The sequence below is a fragment of the Stenotrophomonas sp. NPDC077659 genome (assembly GCF_050268705.1).
Classification (GTDB): Bacteria; Pseudomonadota; Gammaproteobacteria; order Xanthomonadales; family Xanthomonadaceae; genus Stenotrophomonas.
The window spans coordinates 9,475-32,671 of record NZ_JBNNHG010000022.1; the positions used below are offsets into that span (position 1 = coordinate 9,475).

The 23,197-nt window shown below is 68.8% G+C and carries 19 protein-coding genes; 10 read left to right on the forward strand and 9 right to left on the reverse strand.

The features are described from left to right. Window positions 1-138 precede the first annotated feature (138 nt). The 3 genes from recD to recC are packed head-to-tail and all read right to left on the reverse strand — an operon-like array spanning window position 139 to window position 8,980. A complete protein-coding gene (recD, locus tag ACQKDV_RS05335; RefSeq protein WP_427782744.1) occupies window positions 139-2,004 on the reverse strand; it encodes an exodeoxyribonuclease V subunit alpha in 1,866 nt (621 codons plus the stop codon). Continuing rightward, complete coding sequence (gene recB, locus ACQKDV_RS05340; RefSeq protein WP_427782745.1) at window positions 2,001-5,639, reverse strand: exodeoxyribonuclease V subunit beta; 3,639 nt, start codon at window positions 5,637-5,639, stop codon at window positions 2,001-2,003. Before recB ends, recD begins: the two co-directional genes overlap by 4 nt. Beyond that, on the reverse strand, window positions 5,636-8,980 hold the full coding sequence (gene recC, locus ACQKDV_RS05345) for an exodeoxyribonuclease V subunit gamma (protein ID WP_427782746.1): 3,345 nt from the start codon (window positions 8,978-8,980) through the stop codon (window positions 5,636-5,638). Before recC ends, recB begins: the two co-directional genes overlap by 4 nt. 211 nt (window positions 8,981-9,191) lie before the next feature. Here recC and ACQKDV_RS05350 point away from each other — a divergent pair, with 211 nt between their 5' ends. Genes ACQKDV_RS05350 through ACQKDV_RS05375 form a run of 6 tightly spaced genes read left to right on the forward strand, consistent with a single transcriptional unit; the run spans window position 9,192 to window position 13,278 of the window. Continuing rightward, the gene (locus ACQKDV_RS05350) at window positions 9,192-9,980 is read left to right on the forward strand and encodes an ABC transporter ATP-binding protein (RefSeq protein ID WP_427782747.1); all 789 of its coding nucleotides are present in this window, start codon (window positions 9,192-9,194) and stop codon (window positions 9,978-9,980) included. Continuing rightward, window positions 9,980-10,729 (forward strand): MlaE family lipid ABC transporter permease subunit, encoded by a 750-nt coding sequence (locus tag ACQKDV_RS05355; RefSeq protein ID WP_324806238.1) that lies wholly within the window; start codon window positions 9,980-9,982, stop codon window positions 10,727-10,729. The genes ACQKDV_RS05350 and ACQKDV_RS05355 overlap by 1 nt, the downstream gene beginning before the upstream one ends. Window positions 10,730-10,787: 58 nt before the next feature. Further along, on the forward strand, window positions 10,788-11,309 hold the full coding sequence (gene mlaD, locus ACQKDV_RS05360) for an outer membrane lipid asymmetry maintenance protein MlaD (RefSeq protein WP_427782748.1): 522 nt from the start codon (window positions 10,788-10,790) through the stop codon (window positions 11,307-11,309). Next, entirely contained in the window at window positions 11,306-11,974 is a 669-nt protein-coding gene (locus ACQKDV_RS05365) for an MlaC/ttg2D family ABC transporter substrate-binding protein (RefSeq protein ID WP_427782749.1), read from the forward strand. Before mlaD ends, ACQKDV_RS05365 begins: the two co-directional genes overlap by 4 nt. Next, window positions 11,964-12,275 carry an STAS domain-containing protein gene (locus ACQKDV_RS05370; RefSeq protein ID WP_427782750.1) on the forward strand — a complete coding sequence of 104 codons (312 nt, stop codon included), beginning with the start codon at window positions 11,964-11,966 and terminating at the stop codon, window positions 12,273-12,275. The genes ACQKDV_RS05365 and ACQKDV_RS05370 overlap by 11 nt, the downstream gene beginning before the upstream one ends. A 1-nt stretch (window position 12,276) precedes the next feature. Further along, entirely contained in the window at window positions 12,277-13,278 is a 1,002-nt protein-coding gene (locus ACQKDV_RS05375; RefSeq protein ID WP_427782751.1) for an MlaA family lipoprotein, read from the forward strand. Between the two features lie 106 nt (window positions 13,279-13,384). Here the strand turns inward: ACQKDV_RS05375 and ACQKDV_RS05380 are convergent, their stop codons facing one another. From ACQKDV_RS05380 to rmuC, 3 genes are all read right to left on the reverse strand, one after another. Next, window positions 13,385-13,930 carry a glutathione peroxidase gene (locus ACQKDV_RS05380; protein ID WP_427782752.1) on the reverse strand — a complete coding sequence of 182 codons (546 nt, stop codon included), beginning with the start codon at window positions 13,928-13,930 and terminating at the stop codon, window positions 13,385-13,387. Window positions 13,931-13,997: 67 nt separating this feature from the next. Next, window positions 13,998-14,396, reverse strand: a complete 399-nt coding sequence (locus tag ACQKDV_RS05385; RefSeq protein ID WP_427782753.1) for a hypothetical protein — start codon at window positions 14,394-14,396, stop codon at window positions 13,998-14,000. Between the two features lie 72 nt (window positions 14,397-14,468). After that, complete coding sequence (gene rmuC / locus ACQKDV_RS05390) at window positions 14,469-16,010, reverse strand: DNA recombination protein RmuC (RefSeq protein WP_427782754.1); 1,542 nt, start codon at window positions 16,008-16,010, stop codon at window positions 14,469-14,471. 62 nt (window positions 16,011-16,072) lie between these two features. Between rmuC and ACQKDV_RS05395 the strand changes: the two genes are divergently transcribed. Continuing rightward, on the forward strand, window positions 16,073-16,675 hold the full coding sequence (locus tag ACQKDV_RS05395) for a glutathione S-transferase family protein (protein WP_427782755.1): 603 nt from the start codon (window positions 16,073-16,075) through the stop codon (window positions 16,673-16,675). 81 nt (window positions 16,676-16,756) lie between these two features. Here ACQKDV_RS05395 and leuE read toward each other — a convergent pair whose 3' ends face one another. Then, window positions 16,757-17,386: a leucine efflux protein LeuE gene (gene leuE / locus ACQKDV_RS05400; RefSeq protein WP_427782767.1), complete on the reverse strand. Its 630-nt coding sequence runs from the start codon at window positions 17,384-17,386 to the stop codon at window positions 16,757-16,759. Window positions 17,387-17,394: 8 nt separating this feature from the next. Then, on the reverse strand, window positions 17,395-18,375 hold the full coding sequence (locus ACQKDV_RS05405; protein WP_427782756.1) for a LysR family transcriptional regulator: 981 nt from the start codon (window positions 18,373-18,375) through the stop codon (window positions 17,395-17,397). Window positions 18,376-18,467: 92 nt separating this feature from the next. Here ACQKDV_RS05405 and ACQKDV_RS05410 point away from each other — a divergent pair, with 92 nt between their 5' ends. Further along, window positions 18,468-19,475: a zinc-binding alcohol dehydrogenase family protein gene (locus tag ACQKDV_RS05410; RefSeq protein WP_427782757.1), complete on the forward strand. Its 1,008-nt coding sequence runs from the start codon at window positions 18,468-18,470 to the stop codon at window positions 19,473-19,475. A gap of 68 nt (window positions 19,476-19,543) precedes the next feature. On the opposite strand, the gene ACQKDV_RS05415 is transcribed toward ACQKDV_RS05410, so the two are convergent. Next, window positions 19,544-20,452: a LysR family transcriptional regulator gene (locus ACQKDV_RS05415; protein ID WP_427782758.1), complete on the reverse strand. Its 909-nt coding sequence runs from the start codon at window positions 20,450-20,452 to the stop codon at window positions 19,544-19,546. 121 nt (window positions 20,453-20,573) lie between these two features. Between ACQKDV_RS05415 and ACQKDV_RS05420 the strand changes: the two genes are divergently transcribed. Further along, complete coding sequence (locus tag ACQKDV_RS05420) at window positions 20,574-21,569, forward strand: aldo/keto reductase (protein WP_427782759.1); 996 nt, start codon at window positions 20,574-20,576, stop codon at window positions 21,567-21,569. 153 nt (window positions 21,570-21,722) lie between these two features. Further along, the gene (locus ACQKDV_RS05425; RefSeq protein WP_427782760.1) at window positions 21,723-23,150 is read left to right on the forward strand and encodes an amino acid permease; all 1,428 of its coding nucleotides are present in this window, start codon (window positions 21,723-21,725) and stop codon (window positions 23,148-23,150) included. Window positions 23,151-23,197 lie beyond the last annotated feature (47 nt).

Sequence of the window (23,197 nt, forward strand, 5' to 3'; positions counted from 1 at the left end):
AGGCCGCAACCTGCAGTAGATCCACGCCATGCGTGGATGCTTTTGTAGCGTCGAACCATGCTCGACTGCCGACCTCGCGCGAACTGCAGCCGACCATGGCTCGGCTCTACAAGGGAATATCGCGCTCAACGCGACGGGTCAGAGTCCGTTCCCGTCGGGAACGGGATCCGAACCCGCTTCGGCGCCCAGTCGCCATGCCAGGCCACCCAGGCGGCTGGCATGCCGTTTCAGCGCGGCCACCAGCAACTCTTCGCTGGCGGCCACATGCAGGCGCTGGCGGGCACGGGTGAGGCCGGTGTACACCAGTTCGCGTGACAGTACGCGGCTGTCCTGCCGTGGCAGCTGCAACCAGACCTCGTCGAATTCCGAGCCCTGCGCCTTGTGCACGGTCATCGCGAAGGCGCTCTCGTGCGCGGGCAGCGCAGCCGGGTGGAACGCGCGTGGCTGCTCGGCAGTGTCGCCGGGGAACCAGGCTACCATCGCGCCACTGGCGTCGCGCAGGCAGATGCCGATGTCACCGTTGAACAGGCGATGGCGATAGCTGTTTTCGGTCACCAGCAGCAGGCGGCCCTGGAAGTAACCGGGCGTGTTGCCGGCCAGCAGCTGTTCGATGCGGGTGTTGAGGCCGCGTGCCCCCTGCGGGCCTTCGCGCAGGGCGGTCAGCACACGCAGGCGGCCGGCCTGCTGCAGCGCGCGACCGGGGTCGTCAGCCTCAGCCAGCGCACGCCAGTGCGCGAGCAGGTGCTCACGCTGCCCGCGCAGCGGATCGGCTTCGTTGTCGTGGAAGCTGACACCGGACAGGCTGCCGCTGCGCAGCAGGGCCAAGGAGGTAGCGCTGTCGCCCTCGCGCACCGCCTGCGCCAGCGACGCCAGCTGCAGCGCATCGCTCTGCCGATACCCGCGCTGCAGCTGCACGCGACGGCCGGCGAAGGCGCGCGGGGCGGCCTGAGGCTGCAGGGTCGGCGCCGCCAGCAGCCCATGCAGCGCCTGTGCATCGTCGGCGCGGGTACCGATGCCATCACCGCTGGCACGCAGGATGGCGCTGAGCACGTCGCCCGCTTCGACCGAAGGCAGCTGGTCCGGGTCACCCAGCAGGATCAGCCGGGTACCGCTGGCGATGGCATCGACCAGCTTGGCCATCAGCGGCAGGTCGATCATCGAGGCTTCGTCCACCACCACCACATCCACCGGCAGGGGGTTGTCAGCGTGGTGGCGGAAGCGCGGTGAATCGGGAATGACCCCGAGCAGGCGATGCAGCGTGGTGCCGGTAGTCGGCAGTGCTGCACACAGCGCCGGGTCCAGACCCTCCTCCTGCAGGCGCTGCACGGCCAGGCGCAGGCTTTCGGCCATCCGTTCGGCGGCACGCCCGGTGGGCGCGGCCAGCGCGACCCGCGGCACCGGCTCGTCGGCGTGCAGGGCCTGCGCGGCCAGCAGCAGCAACAGGCGGGCGATGGTGGTGGTCTTGCCGGTACCGGGGCCGCCGGTAACCAGGGCGAGTGGATGACGCAGGGTCACCCCGGCCGCGCGGGCCTGGTGGTCTTCCTGGCTGGCGGCAGCGGGGAACAGGCGCGCGAACAGCGGCGCCAGCGCAGCGAAGTCCGGCGCCGGCAGCGGGTGCCGGCCGATGCGCTGCAGGCCGGCCGCCAGCTGACGCTCGTATTCGCGGTAGCGGCGCAGATACAGCAGGCCGTTTTCCAGCACCAGCGGTGCCTCGCTGGCGGCAGCGTCCGGATCGTCCGGCTGTGCCACCCAGGGCGACGCCTGCAGCTGGGCCAGCCATTGCGGCGGCGCAGGCCAGACCGGGATGTTTTCCAGCAGACGCTGCGGCTGCGCCGGATCGAACGCGGCATGGCCCTGCGACACCGCCAGCGATGCCAGCGCCGCGGCAACGGCCACGTCATCGGGGGTGTCGGCGCGCAGGCGCAGCAGGCTGATGGCCAGGGCATGGTCGAGGGTGCGCAGCTGGCCACCGCGGTACAGCTGCTTGAGCAGGGTCTCGCTCATGCGCTGGCTCCGATGGCACGCGCGACCAGTTCGGCATGCGCGGCTTCGCCACCGGCGAACAGCGCATCCAGTCCATCCACCAGCTCCGGCGCGAACCACTGCTCGTGCACGCCATTGCCGGTGCCATCCAGGCCACGGCAGAACAGGTAACGGATGCCGCCCATGTCCCGCGCGTAATCGTAGGCACGGCCCAGCCGGAAGCGCAGCCAGCGGTGCAGGGCCACGGTGTAGATCAGCGCCTGCAGGTCGTATTCGCTGTGGCGCATGGCGATCTGCAGCAGGTCCGTGCTGTAGCCGGGCAGGCGGTTGGATTTGTAGTCGAGCACGTACCAGCGCCCATTGCGCACATAGGTGAGGTCGATCTTGCCAGTCATCAGCCCTTCCAGCCGGCGGCGCATGCCGAAGCCGCGGCGTGCGCTGGAAATGCCATGGGCGTGCAGCAGCTGCAGCAACGCGGGCACGGCGGTTGGTTCGATGGCGAAGTGGAATTCGATTTCGGCGCGGCGCTCACCCACCTGCAGGCTGTGCAGGGCACCGCCTTCGGGCAGTGCAACAGTGAGCGTATGGCCGACCAGCGGCACCAGCACCGCCACGCCATCGTCCAGGTCCGCGTCGGCATAACCTTCGTCGTGCAACGCCTGGCGCAGCAGCTCGGCCTGCCCGTCGGGCGCGGGCCGGTCGGGTGTCCAGCCGCCCCATGCAGCGAAATCGACGTTCTCCAACGCCTCGTGCAGCACGTTGCCGAAGCGGCTGCCCATGAAGCGTGGATCCAGCGGTGCGGCCTCGGCAGCGGCGGGTTCGGGCAGGGCCGGTTCCAGCGGCAGTTCCGCGCCGGCCGGTTCGTCGGCGGCCGGTGCCGGCAGTTCGGTGGCCGCCGCTTCGACGTCGTCACCGGCATCGGCATGGGCCAGCTGGGTGAAGCTGTAGACCCACCAGTCGTGCGGCACACGCCGGGTCAGGCTGCGCACGGCCGGCAGTTCGCCTTCCTGCTCCACCGGCAGCTGTGGCAGCCGCAGCACCGGCTCGCTGTCGTCGATATGCACATCCGCATGCGAGCGCAATGCCTGCAGATCAGCCAGCAAGGGGGCCAGGCGGGTTCTGCCCATCCCTGCAAGGTCGCCGATGGCGATCCACAGCGCATGCTCGGCACGGGTCAGCCCGACATACAGCAGGCGCGCATCCTCGGCGCGCTGCTCGCGGTCGCGCTGGCTGCTGGCTGCTTCCCACGCCTCATCCTTGTCCAGCTTCCAATGCAGCTGGCGCTCGCCGTCCACGTGCACGGTGCAGTGCGCAGCGGTATTGGGTGCGCCACCGTCGATGCCGACGAACGGCAGATAGACCAGCGGGTATTCCAGGCCCTTGCTCTTGTGCAGGGTGATGATCTGCACGCGGCGCGCATCCGATTCCAGGCGCAGCAGCTGCTGTTCGTCGTTCTGGTCGGCGTTGGCCATCTGTCCCTGCAGCCAGTCCAGCAGGCCGTGCATGCCCAGCGCCTGCGCGGAGGCTTCCTGCAGCAGTTCGCCCAGCTGCAGGTAGTTGGTCAGCCGGCGCTCGCCATCGATCAGCGCCAGCAGCCGTTCGCCCTGCGCGGCACAGACATCGGCCACCACCGCGAACGGGCCACCGCGCTGCCAGCGCTCGCGCCAGTGCAGCAGCTGTGCCTGGAACGCACGCTGCAGATCACCTTCCCGTTCCATGCTGGCAATCACACTGGCCTGCTGGCCGAGCAGCACGGTCGCCAGTGCCGCGCGCAGCCGGCCCTCGTCGGCCGGTTGCAGCAGGGCCAGCAGCAGCGCGCGCAGGTCGCGCGCCTCCGGGGTGGAGAACAGGCTCTGCTTGCCCGCCGCCACCGCCGGAATGCCCACCGCCGCCAGCGCGCGCTGCACCAGCGTCGCCTCGCGGTGCGAGCGCACCAGCACGGCGATGTCACCGGGCTGCACCGGGCGGCCGCGCAGCAGGGCAGTGCCGGCACGCGCGTCCAGCAGGGTCTGATGGATAGCGGCCACGCAGGCCTGGGTGGCCGCCGCGCGCGAGGCGTCGGCGCTCATCGCCTTGTCGCCCTCGCTGCGCAGCACACGCAGGGTCAGGGCCGGAGCCGCTGCACCGTCGCGCAGGTAGTCTTCATCCGTCCGCATGCCACCGGGGCGGACCGGCTCGAAGCCGATGCCTGCTTCCAGGAACGCATCGTCGCCACCGTTGTCGTACAGCGCCTGCAGCGCGCGAAGCAGCGAGGGCCGCGAACGGAAGTTCTGGTCCAGCGGCGGTGCCGGCCGTGCGGCCTGCTTGGCCTTCAGATAGGTGTGGATGTCACCGCCACGGAAGCCGTAGATCGCCTGCTTCGGGTCACCGATCAGGAACAGCGCTGGCGGCAGGCCCAGTTCCCGCACCTCCGGCGAATCGCCGAAGACGGTGTGGAAGATGCCCCACTGGCGGTCATCGGTGTCCTGGAATTCGTCGACCAGGGCGATGCGGTACTGCTGGCGCAGCTTGCGCACCAGATCCAGCCGCTGCGCCCCCTCCAGCGCCTGCGCCACGCCATCGATCAGATCGTCATAGGTCTGCACCCGGCGCGTGCGCTTGAGTGCGGCCAGCCGCTGCGTGGCTTCGTCGCGCAGGTTGTGCAGGAAGTCCAGGGCGGCCGCGCGCAGCCACTGCTCACGCTGGGCCAGCAGCGCCACGTAGCGCTGCAGCGGCGCCTGCAGTGGCGAGGACGGCGTACGGTCGGCAAACTTCTTGTTGGTCTTGGCCACCAGCGCTTCGGGCAGCAGTGCCGGCAGGCGGTCGCTGGCCATCAGCTCGCTGGCGTCACCGCGTTCGGCCCAGGCCAGCAGCTGCCGGCCCAGCGGGTGCAGCCAGCCCAGCTTGTAGGAAACGCCGTTGATCCACTTGTTGTCGACGGCTTCGCACAGATCGAGGAAGAACTGTTCGCCATGCTCGCGCACGGCCAGCGACAGGCCCGCCGCCGCGCTTTGCAGGGCCGGGCGCGGATCCTCAACTGCCAGCGGCTGCGGGCGCGGGTACAGCGGCGGCGAAGCCAGCAGCGCACGCAGGTCCGAGGCCAGCGCGTCGGGATTCGACCAGAGCCAGAGCAGCGGCTCCAACGTGGCCGGGTCGTTGGCGTGCACGCGCCACAGATCGGCAGCCAGCTCCTCCAGCAGCTCGTTGTCGCTGGCCAGCAGCTCCGGCGGATCGAAGGTATGCCCGCTTTCCAGTGCGTATTCGCGCAGCACGCGGGTGCAGAAGCCATGGATGGTGAAGATCGAGGCCAGATCGATCTCGTCAGCGGCCACCTGCAGGCGGCGCTTCAGTGCAGCGGCGCTTTCGCCGCCCACTTCCAGGTGACGCTGCAGCACCTGGCGGGTCAGCAGCGCTTCGGGCGCCTCGTGGTCGGCCAGCGGCAGATCGACCAGCCGCGCGGCCAGCGCCAGTCGCTCGCGGATGCGCTTGCGCAGTTCCTGAGTGGCGGCATCGGTGAAAGTCACCGCCAGGATCTGGCCGATGCGCAGGCCCTGTTCCACCACCAAGCGGGTGAACAGTGTGGCCAGGGTGAAGGTCTTGCCGGTACCGGCACTGGCTTCGATCAGGCCGATGCCCTGCAGCGGCAGCAGCAGGTAGGGATCCACGGGGGCGCTCATGCGTCGGCCTCCTTGCCGGTGCCACCCGGGCCACGCCCGTCGCGCACCGCACCGAACACGACCTGGCTGTTGCGCAGCAGGTCGGCGTAACTGTCGTCATCGGCGAAGGGATCGGCGCCGCGCAGCAGCAGCTGCCAGGCATCGCTGTTGGCTTCGCCCCAGCTGCGCTCGCTGCCGTGCCACTGCTTCCAGCCTTCGCTGCGTTGTTTTTCCGCCGGTGCGGTGAACAGCACCCAGCCGGTATAGGGCGCAAAGCGCAGCGGTTCACGCAGGCCGCGCTGGCGCAGCTGCAGCAGTGCGCGCAGGGCGGCGCGTGCCGCTGCTGCACCCGGCGCAGGCTGGATGTGCGGGCCGGGGCCGGCGTCGCCACCATCATGGAACTGCACCAGCGGCAGCGCATCGCCAGCCGCATTGGCCAGCAGCCAGTCCAGGCCCTGGCGGATCACCGCGTTGCCGTTGAGGGCACCGGCACGCAGGCGCACCAAGCCATCAGGGTGGCGATCGGCCACGCGGCCGTGCAGGCGCACGCCGTCGATCTCCACCTCGTAGCGGCGGCTTTCCAGCGGTTGTCCCTGCATCCAGCCCAGCATCGCGCTGGCGTAGGGGCGGGTCTTGAGCTGTTCGGCTTCGAACTGGCGCTCGCCCAGCGCACCGGACGGCAGCAGGCCGCGCGCGCGCAGGCGCGGGTACAGCGGCTCGACATCGCCGCTGATGGTGGCGCGCACCACTGCGGCCTGCACGCTGCGTTTTTCCGGACCGCGCGAGGACAGCACCAGCGGTTCCAGGTCGTTCACTTCCTCCACATCGTCGGCCAGGCGCAGGCCCAGCGCCTGGGCCAGGAACTGCCCGGCCGGGTCGCACAGGAAGCGGCGCAGTGTATCGAGGGCCACCTCGTCTTCCACGGCGTCATCCAGCGGTGGCGGCAGCGCGGCGTCGAACCACGGCTGCAGACCGCCGCGCTGGCCGGCCATGCGCCCGGCGGCCGGGTGCCACTGGCGGCGGTAGCTGAAGCGGCGCGGGTCGCCCTCGCCGAACGCGGCCGGAGAGAACGGCTGCAGCGCGTGGCGCACGGTGAACGCACGCTTGGCCGCTTCCGGCGTCTGGTGGTACTCGGCGGCGGCGTCGATCAGCTCGCTGACCAGCACCGAGGGTTCGCGCACACTGCCATCACGCGGGTCGGCGCCGAGGTAGCTCAGGTAGAACACGTCCTGCGCGGCAGCGAACAGCTGCAGGAACAAAAAACGATCGTCTTCACGGGTGGAGCGGTCGCCCGGGCGGCGGCGTGGCGTATCCAGCTCGGCGGTCAACTGGTTCAGGCCGGCAGCGGGATCGCGGCGGGGGAAGTCGCCATCGTTGAGGCCCAGCACGCAGATCACCCGGAACGGCAGCAGGCGCATCGGCACCATGCGGCCGAAGCTGATGCCGCCGGTCAGCAGCGGCGCACGCGTATCGGCCTCGGACAGCGCGCCGGCAAAGTGTGCACGCACCACCTCTGGCGGTACGCCGTCCTCGAAGCCGGCCTTGCGGGCATCGTCGGCGAACTGGTTGAGCAGCTTGCGCAGGCGTTCCAGCGCGCGCTGGCTGTTGGGCGAACTGGGTGCCTCCGGCAGCAGCGCATCAAGCAGGGACAGCAGGCGCTGCCGCCACTGCGCCGGGGTCAGGGTCTCGCCGAGGCGACGCTGGTACAGCGCCAGCACGCGCAGCAGGCGCAGCAGCCGGTCCAGCGCATCCAGCGCGCCGCCTTCCAGCTCGATCCACGGCGCAACACCGGCCAGGTCGACATCGCTGCCCGTGGCATGGCCCAGCAGCAGGCGGTCCAGCGCGAACTGCCAGGTGTAGGCATCGTCGCGCGGGGCCTGCAGCTGGCCGCGATGGTGGGCATCGATGCCCCAGCGCGCGCCGGCCTGCTGCAGCCAGCCGTGCAGGCGGTCGAAATCCATCGCCTCCAGCCCGGCCGCTTCTGCCAGCGGTGCGCTGGCCAGCAGGTCGAGGATCTCGTTCAGGCCAAAGCGCGACACCGGCAGCGACAGCAGATGCACGAACACGTCGGCCAGCGGCTCACCGGCCAGCGGGCTGCTGTCGGCCAGCGCGTAGGGAATGTGTTCCTCGTCGCCGCCACGCCCGCCGAACACGGCTTCCAGGTACGGCACGTAGGGATCGATGTCCGGTGCCAGCACGGCGATCTCGCGGGCCTGCAGCGGTGGGTCGAAGCGCGCATCCTGCAGCAGGCTGCGCAGCTGGTCGTGCAGCACCTGCAGCTCGCGCAGGCGGGTGTGGCAGGCATGCACCTGCAGGCTGGGGTCGTCGCTGCGCAGTTCCTCGCGGCGCTCGCCCGAAGGCAGTGCGCGGCGGTGGAACAGGTCACGCTGCAGGCGGTGCAGCAGGCTGTCGGCCAGGCCACCTTCGGCCAGGGTCGGGCGGGTGTCGTCCTCGGGATCGGAATACGCGGCGATCTCGCCGGCCGGGTGCACCACTTCGTAGCTGCCCAGCACGGCCATGAAATCGCGACCGGCCGCGCCCCAGGCTTCCAGCAGGCGGTTCTCGCCAGCGGCCTCGCCGAAGGGATCGGGCGCACCACTGCGCAGGCGCTCGGCCAGGGTCTGCAGATCGCCCCAGTAGGATTGCACCGGGGTGGGCATATAGAAGTGCAGCTCGCCGACCCGGGCCTGGGTGGCCATCACCCGCAGCACGTCCGGCGAGATGTTCAGCGTGGCGAACGCCGACAGGCGCGGCGGCAGTCCCTTCGGCATTGGCTTGTCCGGGCCTTCGAACCGTTCCAGGTAGTCCTGGATGCGGCGCGCGCGGTAGCCACGATTCCTGGCGATGGCCCTCCACAGGATGGCCTGCGGATCGGCCGGGTCGGCGCCGGCATCCCAGCGCAGCAGCCAGTCCCGCCGCCAGGCCTGGTATTTCTCGAACACCGAGGCCAGTTCACCGGCCAGCGCCCACGGCTTCAGCGCGTCGCCAGCGGCGAGATAGGCCTGCAGCGTACGCATCGGTGGCTGCGCCAGCAGCGCGGGATCGCGCAGTGCCTGGTACAGCTTCCAGTGCAGCCCGGCGGCATCCAGATCGTCACTTTCGCCATCGACATTGGCATTGAGCGCCCGTGCGACGAACTCGCCCGGGGTGAGGAACTCGAGGTTGGCCGCCACACCGTACTCGGCGGCCAGGGTCGCCTGCAGCCAGCGGCGCATCGCCACCTGCGGGATCAGCACCACCTCCGGTGCCAGCAGCGGTTGCCCCGGCACCGGGGCGCGCACATTGCGGGCCAGCAGTGCGGCCAGCACGTCCAGGGAATTGGAATGGTAGAGGCGGAAGTCGCTGGACGGGTCGGTCATCATGAACAGTGTGTGCAGTACGCCTGCCAGTATTCAATGGTGACGCACGTCACTGGAGGGCGCAGCGTGTGCCGCGATGGATTGTTCCGTCACCCCGGGCAATCATCCCGGCCTGCCAACGGCTGCAACGTGCCACAATACTGCACCGTCCAGTCTGCTTATGTTCAGCCGGCTGCCCCCACCCTTCGATGTCTAAAAAACGTTAATGGTGCCCATGTCGGCCTCCGCCTCCAGTCTGGTGCAGTTATCCAACGTCCGCATCGACCGGAGCGGACGCACCATCCTGCGCGACGTTTCCCTGCAGGTTCCGCGAGGCAGCATCACCGCCGTGCTGGGCCCATCCGGCAGTGGCAAGTCGACCCTGCTGGCGGCACTGACCGGCGAATTGCGCCCGGTGGCGGGCGAAGTCACCCTGTTCGGCAAGCCGATCCCGCAGGACAGCGGTGCGCTGCTGGAGATGCGCAAAAGCGTGGGCGTGCTGCTGCAGGGCAATGGCCTGCTGACCGACCTGACCGTGGCCGAGAACGTCGCCCTGCCCCTGCGCACCCATACCCGCCTGCCGGCGCCGGTGCTGCACCGGCTGGTGCAGATGAAGCTGCATGCGGTGGGCCTGCTGGCCGCCGCCGACGCTTGGCCGCGCGAACTGTCCGGTGGCATGGCGCGCCGCGTGGCCCTGGCCCGCGCGCTGGCACTGGACCCGCCGCTGATGATCTACGACGAGCCGCTGACCGGGCTGGACCCGATCGCCTCCGGGGTCATCATGAGCCTGATCCAACGCCTCAACCACAGCCTGGGCCTGACCAGCATCATCGTCAGCCACCACGTGCATGAGACCCTGCCGATCTGCGACCAGGTCATTGCCATTGCCAATGGCGGCATCGTGTTCCAGGGCACGCCCGAAGCGCTGCAGTCCAGCCAGGACCCGCTGCTGCGGCAGTTCCTGCACGGCCAGCCCGATGGTCCCATTCCGTTCGATGCCGCGCCACGGGCGAGGGTTGCCTGATGCCGTTCGTGCAAGCCACCCGTTCGCTGGGCCGCGCCGGCCTGTTCTCGCTGACCGTGCTGCGCGGGTCGCTGCCCACGCGTGATTTCCTGGCCGAGCTGACCCGCGAGATCTACAAGATCGGTGCGCGCTCGCTGCCGATCATCGCCGTTGGCGGCGCCTTCGTCGGACTGGTCCTGACCCTGCAGGGCTACCGGACGCTGACCACCTTCGGTGCGGCCGACGCGCTGTCAACCCTGCTTGGCCTGTCGCTGTACCGCGAGCTGGCACCGGTGCTGACCGCGCTGCTGTTCATCGGCCGCGCCGGCAGCTCGATCGCCGCCGAACTGGGCCTGATGCGGGCCACCGACCAGATCAAGGCGCTGGAGCTGATGGCCATCGACCCGGTGGCCAAGGCGGTGGCGCCGCGGTTCTGGGCAGCGGTGCTGACCGTGCCGCTGCTGACCGGCATCTTCTGTTCGCTGGCCATCACGGCCAGCTACTTCGAAGCGGTGCATGTGCTGGGCCTGGACAACGGCGTGTTCTGGTCGGCGCTGCGCAACAGCGTGGATTTCTGGGATGACTTCGGCGTGGCGATGCTGAAGTCGGCGATCTTCGGCGGCACCGCTGCGCTGGTCGCGTCCTACGTCGGTTTCCACGCCGAGCCGACCATCGAAGGCACTTCGGTAGCCACCACCCGTGCGGTAGTCAATGCCTCGCTGCTGGTGCTGATGTTCAACTTCGTGCTGTCGGCAATGTTGTTCACCTAACCCCTCCTCCGGCGGTGCGCAGGGCGCGCGGCCACCACGACTCGATCAGGTAATCCACATGGCCATACGCGGTCCCAGACTCGAATTCTCCGTCGGCGCCTTCCTGCTGCTGGCCCTGGCGTCGCTGCTGGTGCTGGCCGTGGCCTCGACCAACCAGCGCTGGAGCTGGGGCAGCCAGGGCTACGAGCTGAAGGCGCGTTTCTCCCAGGTCGGCCAGCTGCGCAGGCAGGCACCGGTGAAGATCGGTGGCGTCACCGTCGGCCAGGTCGCCTCGATCGAACTGGACCCGGTCAAGTTCGAATCGGTCGTGACCCTGCGCATGGACAGCACGGTCAAGGATCTGCCGGCCGATACCTCCGCCGGCATCTTCACCAGCGGTTTGCTCGGCGAGAGCTATATCGGTCTGCAGCCCGGTGGTGATCCGGACGTACTCAAGCCCGGCGAAGAGATCGTCTTCACCCAGCCGGCCGTGGACCTGCTGCAGCTGGTCGGCAAGTACATGTTCAGTGGCAGCGCCGGTGGCGCTGGCCAGAAGCCCAACGATGGCGAGCAGTCGCCTGCAACGGAACCGCAACCATGAAGATGAAACTGATCCCGGCCCTGCTCGCCTCGTCGCTGCTGCTGGGCACCCCGTTCCTGGCATCCGCCCAGGCGCAGTCCACCGCCCCCGCCGTGACCGTCCAGCAGGGCCAGGCCGGCAAGGTGGTGATCGATGCCAGCAGCCGCATCATGTCGACCCTGCAGCAGCGCCGCGCTGAGTTCACCAGCAACCCGGCCAGCCTGCGCAGCTACATCGACAGCGAACTGACCCGCACCTTCGACCGCGACTACGCCGCGCGCCTGGTGCTGGGCACGCACGCACGTGGCGCCTCCGACGCCGACATCAAGCTGTTCGCCGATGCGATGGCCGACAGCCTTATGCAGCGCTACGGCTCGACCCTGCTGAACATCCAGGGCAAGCCGAGCTTCCGCCTGAAGGGCGAGAGCCCGCTGCCGGGCAACCGCGGCGTGCGCGTGGCCACCGAACTGGTGCGTGCCGGCAACGAGCCGACCCCGGTCGAGTACTGGATGCGCAACGTCAACGGCCAATGGAAGATCTTCGACGTCAACATCGAAGGCATCTCCTACGTGCAGACCTTCCGCAACCAGTTCGACGCCCCGCTGCGCCAGAAGGGCATCAAGCAGGTGGCCAGCGAACTGCGCAGCGGCAGCATGCAGGCCGGGCCGGCCGGCAATGGCAAGTAAGCCGCTGGCGCTGCTGGAAGGCGACACCCTGCGCCTGCGCGGGGTGCTCGACCGTGCTGCGGTCATCGCGCTGTGGCCGCAGCTGCAGGCTTTGCCAGCCCAGCTGACGCGGCTTGAGCTGGGTGAGGTCGAGCGCGTGGACAGCGCCGGCCTGGCCCTGCTGGCTGAACTGGCGGCGCGTGCGCGCACGCAGGGCCATCGGCTGGCGATATCCGGCACACCGGCCGGCTTCAACGAACTGAGCGCGGCCTACCGGCTGTCGCCCGATCTGGATTTCAATGCACCTTCTGCTGCGAGCTGACATGAACGTCGTACGCGCGTTTCCCCTGATGATCCTGGCCCTGGCGCTCAGCGCCTGTGCCGGCAAGCCCGCGCGCAGCGATGCGCCGGTGGCCGACACCGTGGTTCCGGCCAGCACCGCCACCGACGCATCCGCTGCCGACACCGGTACGGTTGCAGCGGCACCGGCCCCCGCCGTGGGTGAGGCGCCGGCGCCGACCACGCCTCCGTCGACCGATGCCCCCGCAACCGATGCCGAGACCGCTGCGGCTGCCGCTGCACCCGGTGGCGATGACGACTTCGACGCGCTGTACGGCACCACCGGCACCGCCGCCACCACGGCCGCCTATGACCCGTGGGAGCCGCTGAACCGCCGCGTGCACCGCTTCAACGTGGGCGTGGACAACGTCATCGCGCGCCCGCTGGCCACGGCCTATACCCATGTCGTGCCGCGTTTCGCACGTACCGGCGTCAGCAACTTCTTCAACAACCTCAGATCGCCGGTGACCATCGTCAACCAGCTGCTGCAGGGGCGCCCGGATGACGCGTGGGATACCTTCGGCCGCTTCCTGATGAACTCGACGCTGGGTGTCGGTGGCCTGTTCGATCCGGCCAGCAAGGCGATGGTGCCCAACCGCCGCGAGGACTTCGGGCAGACCCTGGGTGCCTGGGGCTGGCGCCGTTCGCGCTACGTCGAACTGCCGTTCTTCGGCCCGCGTACCGTGCGCGATGTGTTCGGCCTGGCCGGCGACATGCCGCTGTCACCGATCCGCACCATCGAGGAAGACAAGATCCGCATCGGTCTGCAGGGCCTGCAGCTGGTCGATACCCGTGCACAGCTGATGGCGGTGGACGACCTGCGCAGCTCGGCCGTGGATGAGTACGCCCTGGTGCGTGATGCCTGGCTGCAGCGCCGCAACTACCAGATCGAGAACGACCTGCGCGGCAAGCGCGAGCGTGGCAGCGACGATGCGAATTCGCCGATCCCGGTGGATGCCATGCCGATGCCGAACTGGAGCAACTGACCGCTGCGGTCGGTGCATGAAAAAACCCCGCCTCGGCGGGGTTTTTTCTTGGCTGCTGTGCGGGGTCGGAGCCCTTTCCTTCGAAAGGGATCCGACCCCGATTGCGTCAGGCGGCCAGGGCGGCGTCGATGGCTTCGCGCAGGCGTGCGTCGTCCGGTGCCACGTCGGGGGCGAAGCGGGCAATGACCTTGCCGTCGCGGCCGATCAGGAACTTCTCGAAGTTCCACAGCACGGCCGGGGCGGCGTGGATCGGGATGTCCTTGCTGGCCAGGCGCTCGCGCAGCGGGCCTTCACCGATGGCGTCCGGCTTGGCAGCGATCAGCTGCTGGTACAGCGGATGGGTGTCCTCACCGGCCACGCTGATCTTGGCGAACATCGGGAAGGTCACGTCGTAGGTCAGCTGGCAGAACTGCTGGATTTCCGCGTCGCTGCCCGGCTCCTGGCCGAGGAAGTTGTTGGCCGGGAAACCCAGCACTTCCAGGCCCTGTGCCTGCTTTTCCGCGTACAGCGCCTGCAGGCCTTCGTACTGCGCGGTCAGGCCGCACTTGGAGGCGACGTTGACCACCAGCAGGACCTTGCCCTGGTAATCGCCCAAGGTGGACGGCTGGCCATTGATGGTGGTGAGGGAAATGTCCTGGATCGGGGTGCTCACGCGGGAACTCCGGCTATGGCGGGAAAGGGTCCGCCAGCATAGCGCCGCACCTGCATGCCGCGCGCACTCAATCGACGCAGATCGTGCCCTGTGCCTTGCCGTCCTCGATGCGCTGGCGGCAGCCGAAATTCTGGCTGGCATCACGCTGGCAGGTACCGGTGGCGACCACGCCCGCTTCGGTTTCGCCCGATGCCAGGCACTGGCCACTGCAATCGCGCTTGCTGCTGCAGGTCTTGCCGGCATCGGCATAGGGAATCACGCACTGCACGCGCTGCAGCCGACCCAGCCGCTGCAGGGTGCCACCGGCGGCGCGGCAATCCACGTCGCGCGCTTCCTGGTAGGCCGCCGTCGCTTCGGGCGTTTCGGCGGCGGGCGGTTGCGCGGCGGTATCAGCGGCTGGCGGCGTGCTGCTGCAGGCCGCCAGCAGGGTGGCCAGGGCCAGACTGGCAAGGAAGCGAAGGCGCATGGTCGGACCTGCGGGCGGTGATCGAGGCCGCCAGCATACGCACGGCGGGGTGCAGGGCGTGTGGCAGCTCGCTCAGGCCTCTTCGCCGTCCTCTGGCGCGGTCAGCTGCTGCATGGGATCCGGGGTCAGCTCGGGCGGCAGCGCGCGCTTGGCCTTGCTGCCCAGTTCGGCAAGTCGACGCGCTCGACTGATGGCCGACTGCGGCGAATCGATCAGGCGGTTGCGTGCATCGGCGTAGGCCTTGCCGGCATCATCCAGCTTCTTTCCCATGTCGCTGAAGTCCTTCAGGAAGCCGGTCAATGCATCCAGCACCAACCCACCGGCCTCACTGATCTTCAGTGCCTGCTTCTGCACCTTGTCGCGCGTCCATAGGCGTTCAGCCACGCGCAGCAGGGCCATCAGGGTATTGGGCGAAGCAAACACCACGCGGTTGTCGAACGCGTATGCCTGCAGGCTGCCATCGGCGCCCAGCGCTGCGGACAATGCACCTTCGATGGGGACGAAGGCGATGGTGATGTCCAGCGTCTCGGTACCAAGCGCCTTGGGATAGTTCTTCTCGCCGAGGTCCTTCACGTGCTGGCGCAGTGCTACGGCATGGCGGCGCAGCGCATCTTCGGCTTCTTCCGGCGTGGTGGCGTTCATCGCCTCCTGCCAGGCAATCAGATTGACCTTGCTGTCGACCACCACGCTGCGTTCGTCAGGGAACTGCACGACCACATCCGGACGCAGGCGTGCGCCGTCATCATCCACGGCATGCTTCTGCCTCTGGTAGTGCACACCCTCTTCCAGTCCCGACCCTCGCAGAACGTTGTCGAGCATCAGTTCACCCCAGTCGCCACGGACCTTGGCGCTGCCCTTCAGGGCATTGGTCAGGGCAGATGCCTGGGCAGCCATGTCCTGGTTCAGGGTCTTCAGTTCGCCAACGGCACCAAGCAGGCTGGCGCGCTGGCGAGCTTCCTCGCCATACAGCGTATCGACCCGGGTGCGGAAATCACCCAGCTTGTCGGCGAACGGCTTGAGCAGACCTTCGATGTCCGCACGCGACTGCACTGTGGCCTGGCGCACGTTCTTCTCGAACTGTTGCCCACGCTCGTCGAACACCTTGCCTGCCAATTCGGCAAAGGCGCCGGAGAGCTTCTCTTTGGCGGTCTCAAGATAGCTGCGCAACTCCGTGCTGGCCCGTTCTGAATGCTGCAGGTTTGCCAGGGCACGAGCATGCTCGCCATGCAGTTGCTGATATCGCTGCTGTGCCTGCTGCAGTTCCGCACTCGATTCGGACAACGCCGTGCGCGCCTGTGCCAGTGCCGCTTCACGTTCTGCCAGAAGTGCCTCGCGGCTGGCGGAAACGGCAGCCTCCCGCGCCACCTGCATGGTCAGCGTGCTGACCACCTCGGCCTGCTGCACGGCGCGTGCCCGCTCGCCGTCCAGCTCGCCGATGAGCGCATCCAGACGGCCCCGCAGCTGGCCAGCGTCGACCAGGGCCAGCCGGTGCTGTTCGCGTTCACTGATCAGCTGCTGGTGCAGGTCGCCGGAGGACGCATCGCCTGCGCCACGGCGCAACAGGATGACCAGCGCCACCAGCGTGGCCAGCAGCAGGACGACGGCCAGGATCATGAGAAGTTCTATGTTCATGCCACCAGTGTAGGCTGGCCCCGTCTCAAACGCTGCGTCTGACCATGCTCGAACTGTACGGAAAGCCAACCTCGATCAACGTGCGCAAAGTGCTGTGGCTGTGCGCCGGGCTGGAGCTGGCGGTGCAGCACCACGCCGCCCCCGATGCGGACCTGCTGCATGGGCTGAACCCGAACGCACAGGTGCCGGTGCTGCGCGAGGGCGACTTCGTGCTGTGGGAATCCAACAGCATCTGCCGCTACCTGGCCGCGCGCGCCGCCCGTCATGACCTGTTGCCGCACCAGCCGCAGGCACGGGCGCGGGTGGAGCAGTGGATGGACTGGCAGGCCACCGATCTGAACACGGCGTGGCGCCACGTGTTCATGGCGCGCGTGCGCAGCCATGCGGACTACCCTGATGATGCGCGGGCAGAAGCGAGCCTGGCGCAGTGGAACCGGCTGATGGCGATGCTCGACGCGCAGCTGGCGCAGCCTGCGTACGTCACCGGCGAGACCTTCACCTTGGCCGACATCGTGCTGGGGCTGTCGACGCAGCGCTGGCGCAGCACGCCGGGCGACAAGCCGGTGCTGGCCAACATCGAGGCGTGGTTCGAGCGCTTGCGGCAGCAGCCGGGGTTTGCCGCATGCGTCGACAACGGCGTTGCCTGAGCGGGGGCTTCCCGTTGCATCGAACTTGCTCGACTGCCGTGAACCCCATCCGTCGAGCAAGCTCGACGCTACGCCACCGTGTTACCCATTCAAGCCCAGACGGATGCCGAAGCCAACCAGGAACAGGCCGGCTACCCGGCGCAGCGCGGTGCTGATGCGCGGGTGCTGGATCAGGCGGCGGCGGGCCAGGTTGCCCGCCCCGATCAGCAGCGAGCAATAGGCCACGCTGACCACGAAGATGATGCCGGCCAGCGCCGCGAAGGTGGCGATGCCATGGTGCGTGGTGGGGTCGATGAACAACGGCAGGAAGGCCATGTAGAACAGGATCGCCTTCGGGTTGAGCAGGCTGACCAGGATCGCCTGCTGGAAGTAGCGGCCGGGCTGCATGCGGATCGGGCCGGCATCGCCGCCCTCGGTCTTCGGCGTGCGCAGCAGGCTGATGCCCACCCATACCAGGTAGGCCGCGCCGAGATACTGCACGGCGTGGAAGACCAGCGGATTGGCTTTCAGCAGCGCCGCCACACCGGCCAGCGCCAGCCACATCAGGATCTGGTCCCCCACCAGCAGGCCCGCCAGTGCGGTGTAGCCGCCGCGCACGCCGCCACGGCCGGTGGCGGTGAGCAGGGTGAAGGTGCCGGGCCCGGGCAGGGCAAGAAACACCAGCACGGCGAGCAGGAACGTCCACAGGTCCTGGATGCCCATCCACGGCATGGCATGGCTCATTGTTGTTGCGGGGGGGCGCCATTGTCGGCCACGGCGGAGGCCAGGGACAGGGGGCTTCCATCACCGCCGGGCAGGCCGGACAGCAGCGGTTGCAGATGGCCGCGCAGCTGCGCATGCAGTTGCCGCACCGCTGGCGAGAACTGCTTGCGGTGTGGGCACACCAGCTGCAGCGGGATGTGGCTGCCGACGCCGTCCAGCAACACCTGCAGGCGGCCTTCCAGCACGTCCTGGCGCAGATCCAGCCAGGATTTGTAGGTGATGCCTTCGCCGGCTACGGCCCAGCGCCGCACCACATCGGCGTCGTCGCAGACCAGCGGGCCGCGCACCGGCACCACCACCCGCCGCCCCTCGACCTCGAACGCCCAGCGGTCGTGGGTGCGCCCGCCGAGCTGGTAGGCCAGGCAGTCGTGCCCGCGCAGGTCCTCCAGCCGCGTTGGCACCCCGCGCTGCCGCAGGTAGGCCGGTGATGCCGCCAGCACCCGGCGGTTGCCCTCCAGCAGCGGCAGCGCCACGTAGCTGGCATCGTCGAAGTGGCCCAGGCGGATGGCCACGTCCACGGGGTCGCGGAACACATCGGCCACTTCGTCGGACAGGCGCAGGTGCAGGCGCAGCCGCGGGTGTGCCGCGCGGAAGCTGGCCAGCCATGGCAGCAGCAGGTTGCGGCCGAAATCCGACGGCGCCGACAGCTGCAGGGTGCCGTGCAGGTCGGCATCGTCGCCCTGCACACGGGCCTGGCCTTCGCGCAGGGTGGCCAGCACCTCCTGCGCATAGGGCAGGTACAGCGCACCCTCGCCGGTCAGGCGCAGGCTGCGGGTGGTACGCACGAACAGGCGCAGGTCCAGCTCGCGTTCCAGCCGCGCCACGGCGGCGGCCACCTGGCCCGGCAGCAGATCGGCCTCGCGTGCGGCCTGCGAAAAGCTGCCCAGCGCAGCGGTGCGGACGAACAGCTGCAGATCGTCGAAACGGATCATTTTCATTGCCAAAGTGAAAGTGCTGACCGATTCTGCGCCTTTCCGGGGAGGCGCGTGCGGCGCACTCTGTGGATCCCTTTTCCCACCGGACCGCTGCCATGCGCGCCATTGCCTACACCCACGCCGGCCTGCCGATCGATGACCCGCAGGCCCTGATCGACATCGACCTGGACCTGCCGCAGCCGGGCCCGCGCGACCTGCGGGTGGCGGTGCGCGCGGTGGCGGTGAACCCGGTCGATACCAAGGTCCGCCGCAACGCCGCCACCGAGGGCCCGCGCGTGCTGGGCTGGGATGCGGTGGGCGTGGTGGATGCGGTGGGCAGCGAGGTGACCCTGTTCCAGCCGGGCGACGCGGTCTACTACGCCGGCGTGATCGACCGCCCCGGCAGCAATGCCGAGTACCAGCTGGTGGACGAGCGCAGCGTCGGCCGCAAGCCGGCCAGCCTTGACGATGCCGCCGCTGCCGCCTTGCCGCTGACCGCGATCACCGCCTGGGAACTGCTGTTCGACCGCCTGCGCATCACCGAGGGCGGTGGTGAAGGCCAGGCCCTGCTGGTGATTGGTGCGGCCGGCGGCGTCGGCTCGATCCTGGTGCAGCTGGCGCGCACGCTGACCAAGCTGACCGTCATCGGCACCGCCTCGCGCCCGGATACCCAGGACTGGGTCTATGCCATGGGCGCGCACCACGTGATCGACCACAGCCTGCCGCTGACCGAAGGCCTGGCGCGGCTGGGCATCCCCCAGGTCGAACACGTGGCCAGCCTGACCCACACCGACCAGCACTACGCACAGATCGTCGAGGTGCTGGCACCGCAGGGCCAGCTGGGGCTGATCGACGACCCGGGCCAGCTGGACGTGATGGCGCTCAAGCGCAAGGCGCTGTCGCTGCATTGGGAACTGATGTTCACCCGCCCGCTGTTCAAGACCGCCGACATGCAGCGCCAGCACGATCTGCTGAACCGCGTGGCCGAGCTGATCGATACCGGCGTGCTGAGGACGACACTGGGCGAGCACTTCGGGCGCATCAATGCCGCCAACCTGCGGCGCGCGCACGCGCTGCTGGAAAGCCATCGCGCCAAGGGCAAGATCGTGCTGGAAGGCTGGTAAGGGCCCAGGCCGACGGCCGGCTCCTCATGGCTGGCCGTCGGGTCGATGCATCCACGCATGGCGTGGATCTACTGCGTCCCGCCATGCAGTTCCGCGCGCAGGTGGTCGATGAACACCCGCAGCTTGGGTGCCATCTGTTCGCGCGCCGGGTAATACAGATAGAAGCCGGGGAACGGCGGCTGCCAGTCCTGCAGCACGCTCTGCAGTCGCCCGGCGGCAATGTCGTCGGCTACCAACGAAGCAAAGCCCTGGGCCATGCCCAGGCCGTCCAGCACGGCGCGATGGGCGACGCCGGCATCGTTGAACACCAGCCGCCCGCTCACCTCCACGTCCAGGTCGTGGCCCTCGCGGCTGAACTCCCAAGGCATCAACCGACCATTGGCTAGGCGGTGCACGATGCAGGCGTGGCCCTGCAGGTCATGCGGGGTCTGCGGCACGCCATGGCGTTCGAAGTAGGCCGGCGTGGCCACCACCGTCTGCCGCTCGGGCGGCCCGACCGGCACCGCGATCATGCCCTGGGCCAGTGATTCGCCCAGGCGGATGCCGGCATCGAAGCCCTCGGCCACCAGGTCGGCCAGCGCCGCATCGATGCACAGTTCCACCTGCACCTGCGGGTAGCGCGCCAGGAATTCGGGCAGCCGCGGCAGCACCATGCGGTCGGCGACGATGCGCGGCAGGGTCACCCGCAGCCGCCCGGCAGGCACCGAACGCGCGCTGTCCAGTTCAACGAACGCCTGGTCGATCTGGTCCAGCCCACAGCGCACCCGCTGCAGGAAGCGTGCACCGTGCTCGGTCAGGCCCACCCGCCGCGTGGTCCGCTGCAGCAGGCGCACGCCCATCCGTGCTTCCAGCGCGCGCACGCTCTGCGACAGTGCCGAGGTCGACAGCCCCAGCGCGTCGGCGGCGCGGGTGAAACTGGCATGCTCGGCCACGTGGACGAAGGCGACCACGGCGGTAAGCGGGGCGGAGGCATCCATTGTGAAGCCACCCTTCAAATTGAGTCCGGTTGTACGCAGTTTATCCACATGATCGACAGGAGGAAGCTTAGCCCCACGCCGCCGCCCATCCGGGCGTGGCGCTTCCTCCAAGGAGATCCATATGAAGACCCGTACTCTCGGCCCCGCCGGCCCTACCGTGTCCGCCCTCGGCCTGGGCTGCATGGGCATGAGCGCCTACTACGGCGGCCGCAGCAGTGAGGAGGACGCCATTGCCCTCATCCAGCACGCGCTGGACCGTGGCCTGACCCTGCTCGACACCGCCGATGTGTATGGCCCGAACACCAACGAAGTGCTGGTCGGCCGCGCGATCGCCGGCCACCGCAACCAGGTGTTCCTGGCCAGCAAGTTCGGCATCGGCCTGGACCCTTCCGACCCGCAGGCGCGGCAGGTCAACGGCCACCCGGACTATGTGCAGGCCGCCTGCGAGGCCAGCCTGCGCCGCCTGGGGGTGGACCACATCGACCTGTACTACCAGCACCGCGTCGACCCGGCCGTGCCGATCGAGGACACCGTGGGCGCGATGGCACGCCTGGTGGAACAGGGCAAGGTGCGTTGGCTGGGCCTGTCCGAGGCCTCGGCGGCCACCGTCCGCCGCGCCCATGCGGTGCATCCGATCACCGCCGTGCAGAGCGAGTACTCGCTGTGGTCGCGCGAGCCCGAGCAGAACGGGGTGCTGGCCACCACGGCGGAACTGGGCATCGGCTTCGTGCCGTATTCGCCGCTGGGCCGTGGCTTCCTGACCGGCGCCATCCGCAGCCCGGATGATTTCGAGGCCGACGATTACCGGCGTACCTCGCCGCGCTTCGAAGGCGCGAACTTCCAGCGCAACCTGGCGCTGGTGGACACGGTGCAGGCGCTGGCCGCCGAACGCGGCATCGCCGCCTCCCAGCTGGCCCTGGCCTGGGTGCTGTCGCGTGGCGAGCACATCGTGCCGATTCCGGGCACTACGCGGCGGGCACGGCTGGACGAGAACCTCGGAGCGCTGCAGGTAGAACTGGACGCCGCCACGCTGGACGCGCTGGATGCGGCCTTCCCGCTGAACGCCGCGGCTGGCGAACGGTACTCGGTCAGTGGCATGGCCAACATCCAGTCCTAGCAGCGACGGCCGCCGGATTGTGCCGATTCCGGCAGCGTGGTCGGGGCGCAGCGCGCGCCCCTGCGGGTATGACCCTCGTCAGTGGTAATGCTGCGCTGCGTTCGGTCACACTCGGGAACTTGTCGTTCCAAGTCATCCCCTTCCGAGGCCTGCATGTCCCTGCTCCGGCGCAAGTCACTAGATTCCGTCACTGTCCACGAAGCCGGCCGTCGCCTGGTGCCGACCCTCAGCTGGCCGCACCTGATCGCGCTGGGTATCGGCGCCATCGTCGGCACCGGCATCTACACGCTCATCGGTGTCGGCGCCAACCTGGCCGGTCCGGCGGTGCTGATTTCCTTCGCCATCGCCGGTGCGGTCTGCGCCTGCGCGGCACTGTCCTATGCCGAGCTGTCGACGATGATGCCGGCGGCCGGCAGCGCCTATACGTACAGCTACAGCGCGCTGGGTGAAGTGTTCGCTTGGGTGGTGGGCTGGAGCCTCATCCTCGAATACTCGCTGGTGGTCAGCACGGTGGCCGTCGGTTGGTCCGGCTACTTCGTCGGCTTCCTCGAATGGGCGCACACCCAGTTCGGCTGGAACATCACCCTTCCGGCCGCACTCGCCGCCGGCCCGCATGTCGCCGGCGGCTTCATCAACCTGCCGGCCATCGTCATCACCTGGCTGGTGGCGCTGATGCTGATGGCCGGCACCAAGGAAAGCGCCACCCTCAACGCCATCCTGGTCGTGTTCAAGCTGATCGCGCTGGCGATCTTCGTGGCCGTGGCCCTGCCCGCCTTCGACAGCGCCAACCTGCAACCGTTCATGCCCTATGGCTTCGCCAAATCGATGGGCCCCGATGGCGTCGAGCATGGCGTGATGGCCGCGGCGGCGATCATCTTCTTCGCTTTCTACGGCTTCGATGCGATCTCCACCGCGGCCGAGGAAACCAAGAACCCGGGCCGTGACCTGTCGATCGGCATCATCGGTTCGATGATCGGCTGCACCATCGTCTACGTACTGGTGGCGCTGGCCGCCGTGGGCGCGATGAGCTACACGGTGTTCGGCCACAGCGCCGAGCCGCTGGCGCTGATCATGCGCCAGCTCGGCCATCCGACCGCCGCCATGGTGATCGGCGTGATCGCCATCATCGCCCTGCCGACCGTGCTGCTGGCCTTCCTGTATGGGCAGAGCCGCATCTTCTTCGTGATGAGCCGCGATGGCCTGCTGCCGCGCGGCCTGTCCAAGGTCAACGCGCGCACTGGCACGCCGGTGGCCACCACGCTGTTCACCGCGGTGGTGGTGTCGGCGCTGGCTGGCGTGGCGCGACTGGATGAGATTGCGGCGCTGGCCAATGCCGGCACCCTGGCCGCGTTCACCGCCGTGGGCATCTGCCTGGTGGTGCTGCGCCTGCGCGAACCGGACCGTGCACGCACCTTCCGCACGCCGCTGGCCTTCGTGGTCGGGCCGCTGGCCGCGCTGGGCTGCATCTACCTGTTCATCAGCCTGCCGCACACCACCCAGCTTTATTTCCTCATCTGGAACGTGGTTGGACTGGTGCTGTACTTCCTGTACAGCCGCCGCAATGCGTTGATCGCCAAGTAAACGGATCACCGGGCATGCCGGCCAGCGGCCGGCACTACCGCAGGGCG

Bases quoted from the DNA above. Each gene is read 5' to 3' on its own strand.
- recD (WP_427782744.1), bottom strand. From the start codon at position 2,004: ATGAGCGAGACCCTGCTCAAGCAGCTGTACCGCGGTGGCCAGCTGCGC.
- recB (WP_427782745.1), bottom strand. From the start codon at position 5,639: ATGAGCGCCCCCGTGGATCCCTACCTGCTGCTGCCGCTGCAGGGCATC.
- recC (WP_427782746.1), bottom strand. From the start codon at position 8,980: ATGATGACCGACCCGTCCAGCGACTTCCGCCTCTACCATTCCAATTCC.
- ACQKDV_RS05350 (WP_427782747.1), top strand. From the start codon at position 9,192: ATGTCGGCCTCCGCCTCCAGTCTGGTGCAGTTATCCAACGTCCGCATC.
- ACQKDV_RS05355 (WP_324806238.1), top strand. From the start codon at position 9,980: ATGCCGTTCGTGCAAGCCACCCGTTCGCTGGGCCGCGCCGGCCTGTTC.
- mlaD (WP_427782748.1), top strand. From the start codon at position 10,788: ATGGCCATACGCGGTCCCAGACTCGAATTCTCCGTCGGCGCCTTCCTG.
- ACQKDV_RS05365 (WP_427782749.1), top strand. From the start codon at position 11,306: ATGAAGATGAAACTGATCCCGGCCCTGCTCGCCTCGTCGCTGCTGCTG.
- ACQKDV_RS05370 (WP_427782750.1), top strand. From the start codon at position 11,964: ATGGCAAGTAAGCCGCTGGCGCTGCTGGAAGGCGACACCCTGCGCCTG.
- ACQKDV_RS05375 (WP_427782751.1), top strand. From the start codon at position 12,277: ATGAACGTCGTACGCGCGTTTCCCCTGATGATCCTGGCCCTGGCGCTC.
- ACQKDV_RS05385 (WP_427782753.1), bottom strand. From the start codon at position 14,396: ATGCGCCTTCGCTTCCTTGCCAGTCTGGCCCTGGCCACCCTGCTGGCG.
- rmuC (WP_427782754.1), bottom strand. From the start codon at position 16,010: ATGATCCTGGCCGTCGTCCTGCTGCTGGCCACGCTGGTGGCGCTGGTC.
- ACQKDV_RS05395 (WP_427782755.1), top strand. From the start codon at position 16,073: ATGCTCGAACTGTACGGAAAGCCAACCTCGATCAACGTGCGCAAAGTG.
- leuE (WP_427782767.1), bottom strand. From the start codon at position 17,386: ATGCCGTGGATGGGCATCCAGGACCTGTGGACGTTCCTGCTCGCCGTG.
- ACQKDV_RS05405 (WP_427782756.1), bottom strand. From the start codon at position 18,375: ATGAAAATGATCCGTTTCGACGATCTGCAGCTGTTCGTCCGCACCGCT.
- ACQKDV_RS05410 (WP_427782757.1), top strand. From the start codon at position 18,468: ATGCGCGCCATTGCCTACACCCACGCCGGCCTGCCGATCGATGACCCG.
- ACQKDV_RS05415 (WP_427782758.1), bottom strand. From the start codon at position 20,452: ATGGATGCCTCCGCCCCGCTTACCGCCGTGGTCGCCTTCGTCCACGTG.
- ACQKDV_RS05420 (WP_427782759.1), top strand. From the start codon at position 20,574: ATGAAGACCCGTACTCTCGGCCCCGCCGGCCCTACCGTGTCCGCCCTC.
- ACQKDV_RS05425 (WP_427782760.1), top strand. From the start codon at position 21,723: ATGTCCCTGCTCCGGCGCAAGTCACTAGATTCCGTCACTGTCCACGAA.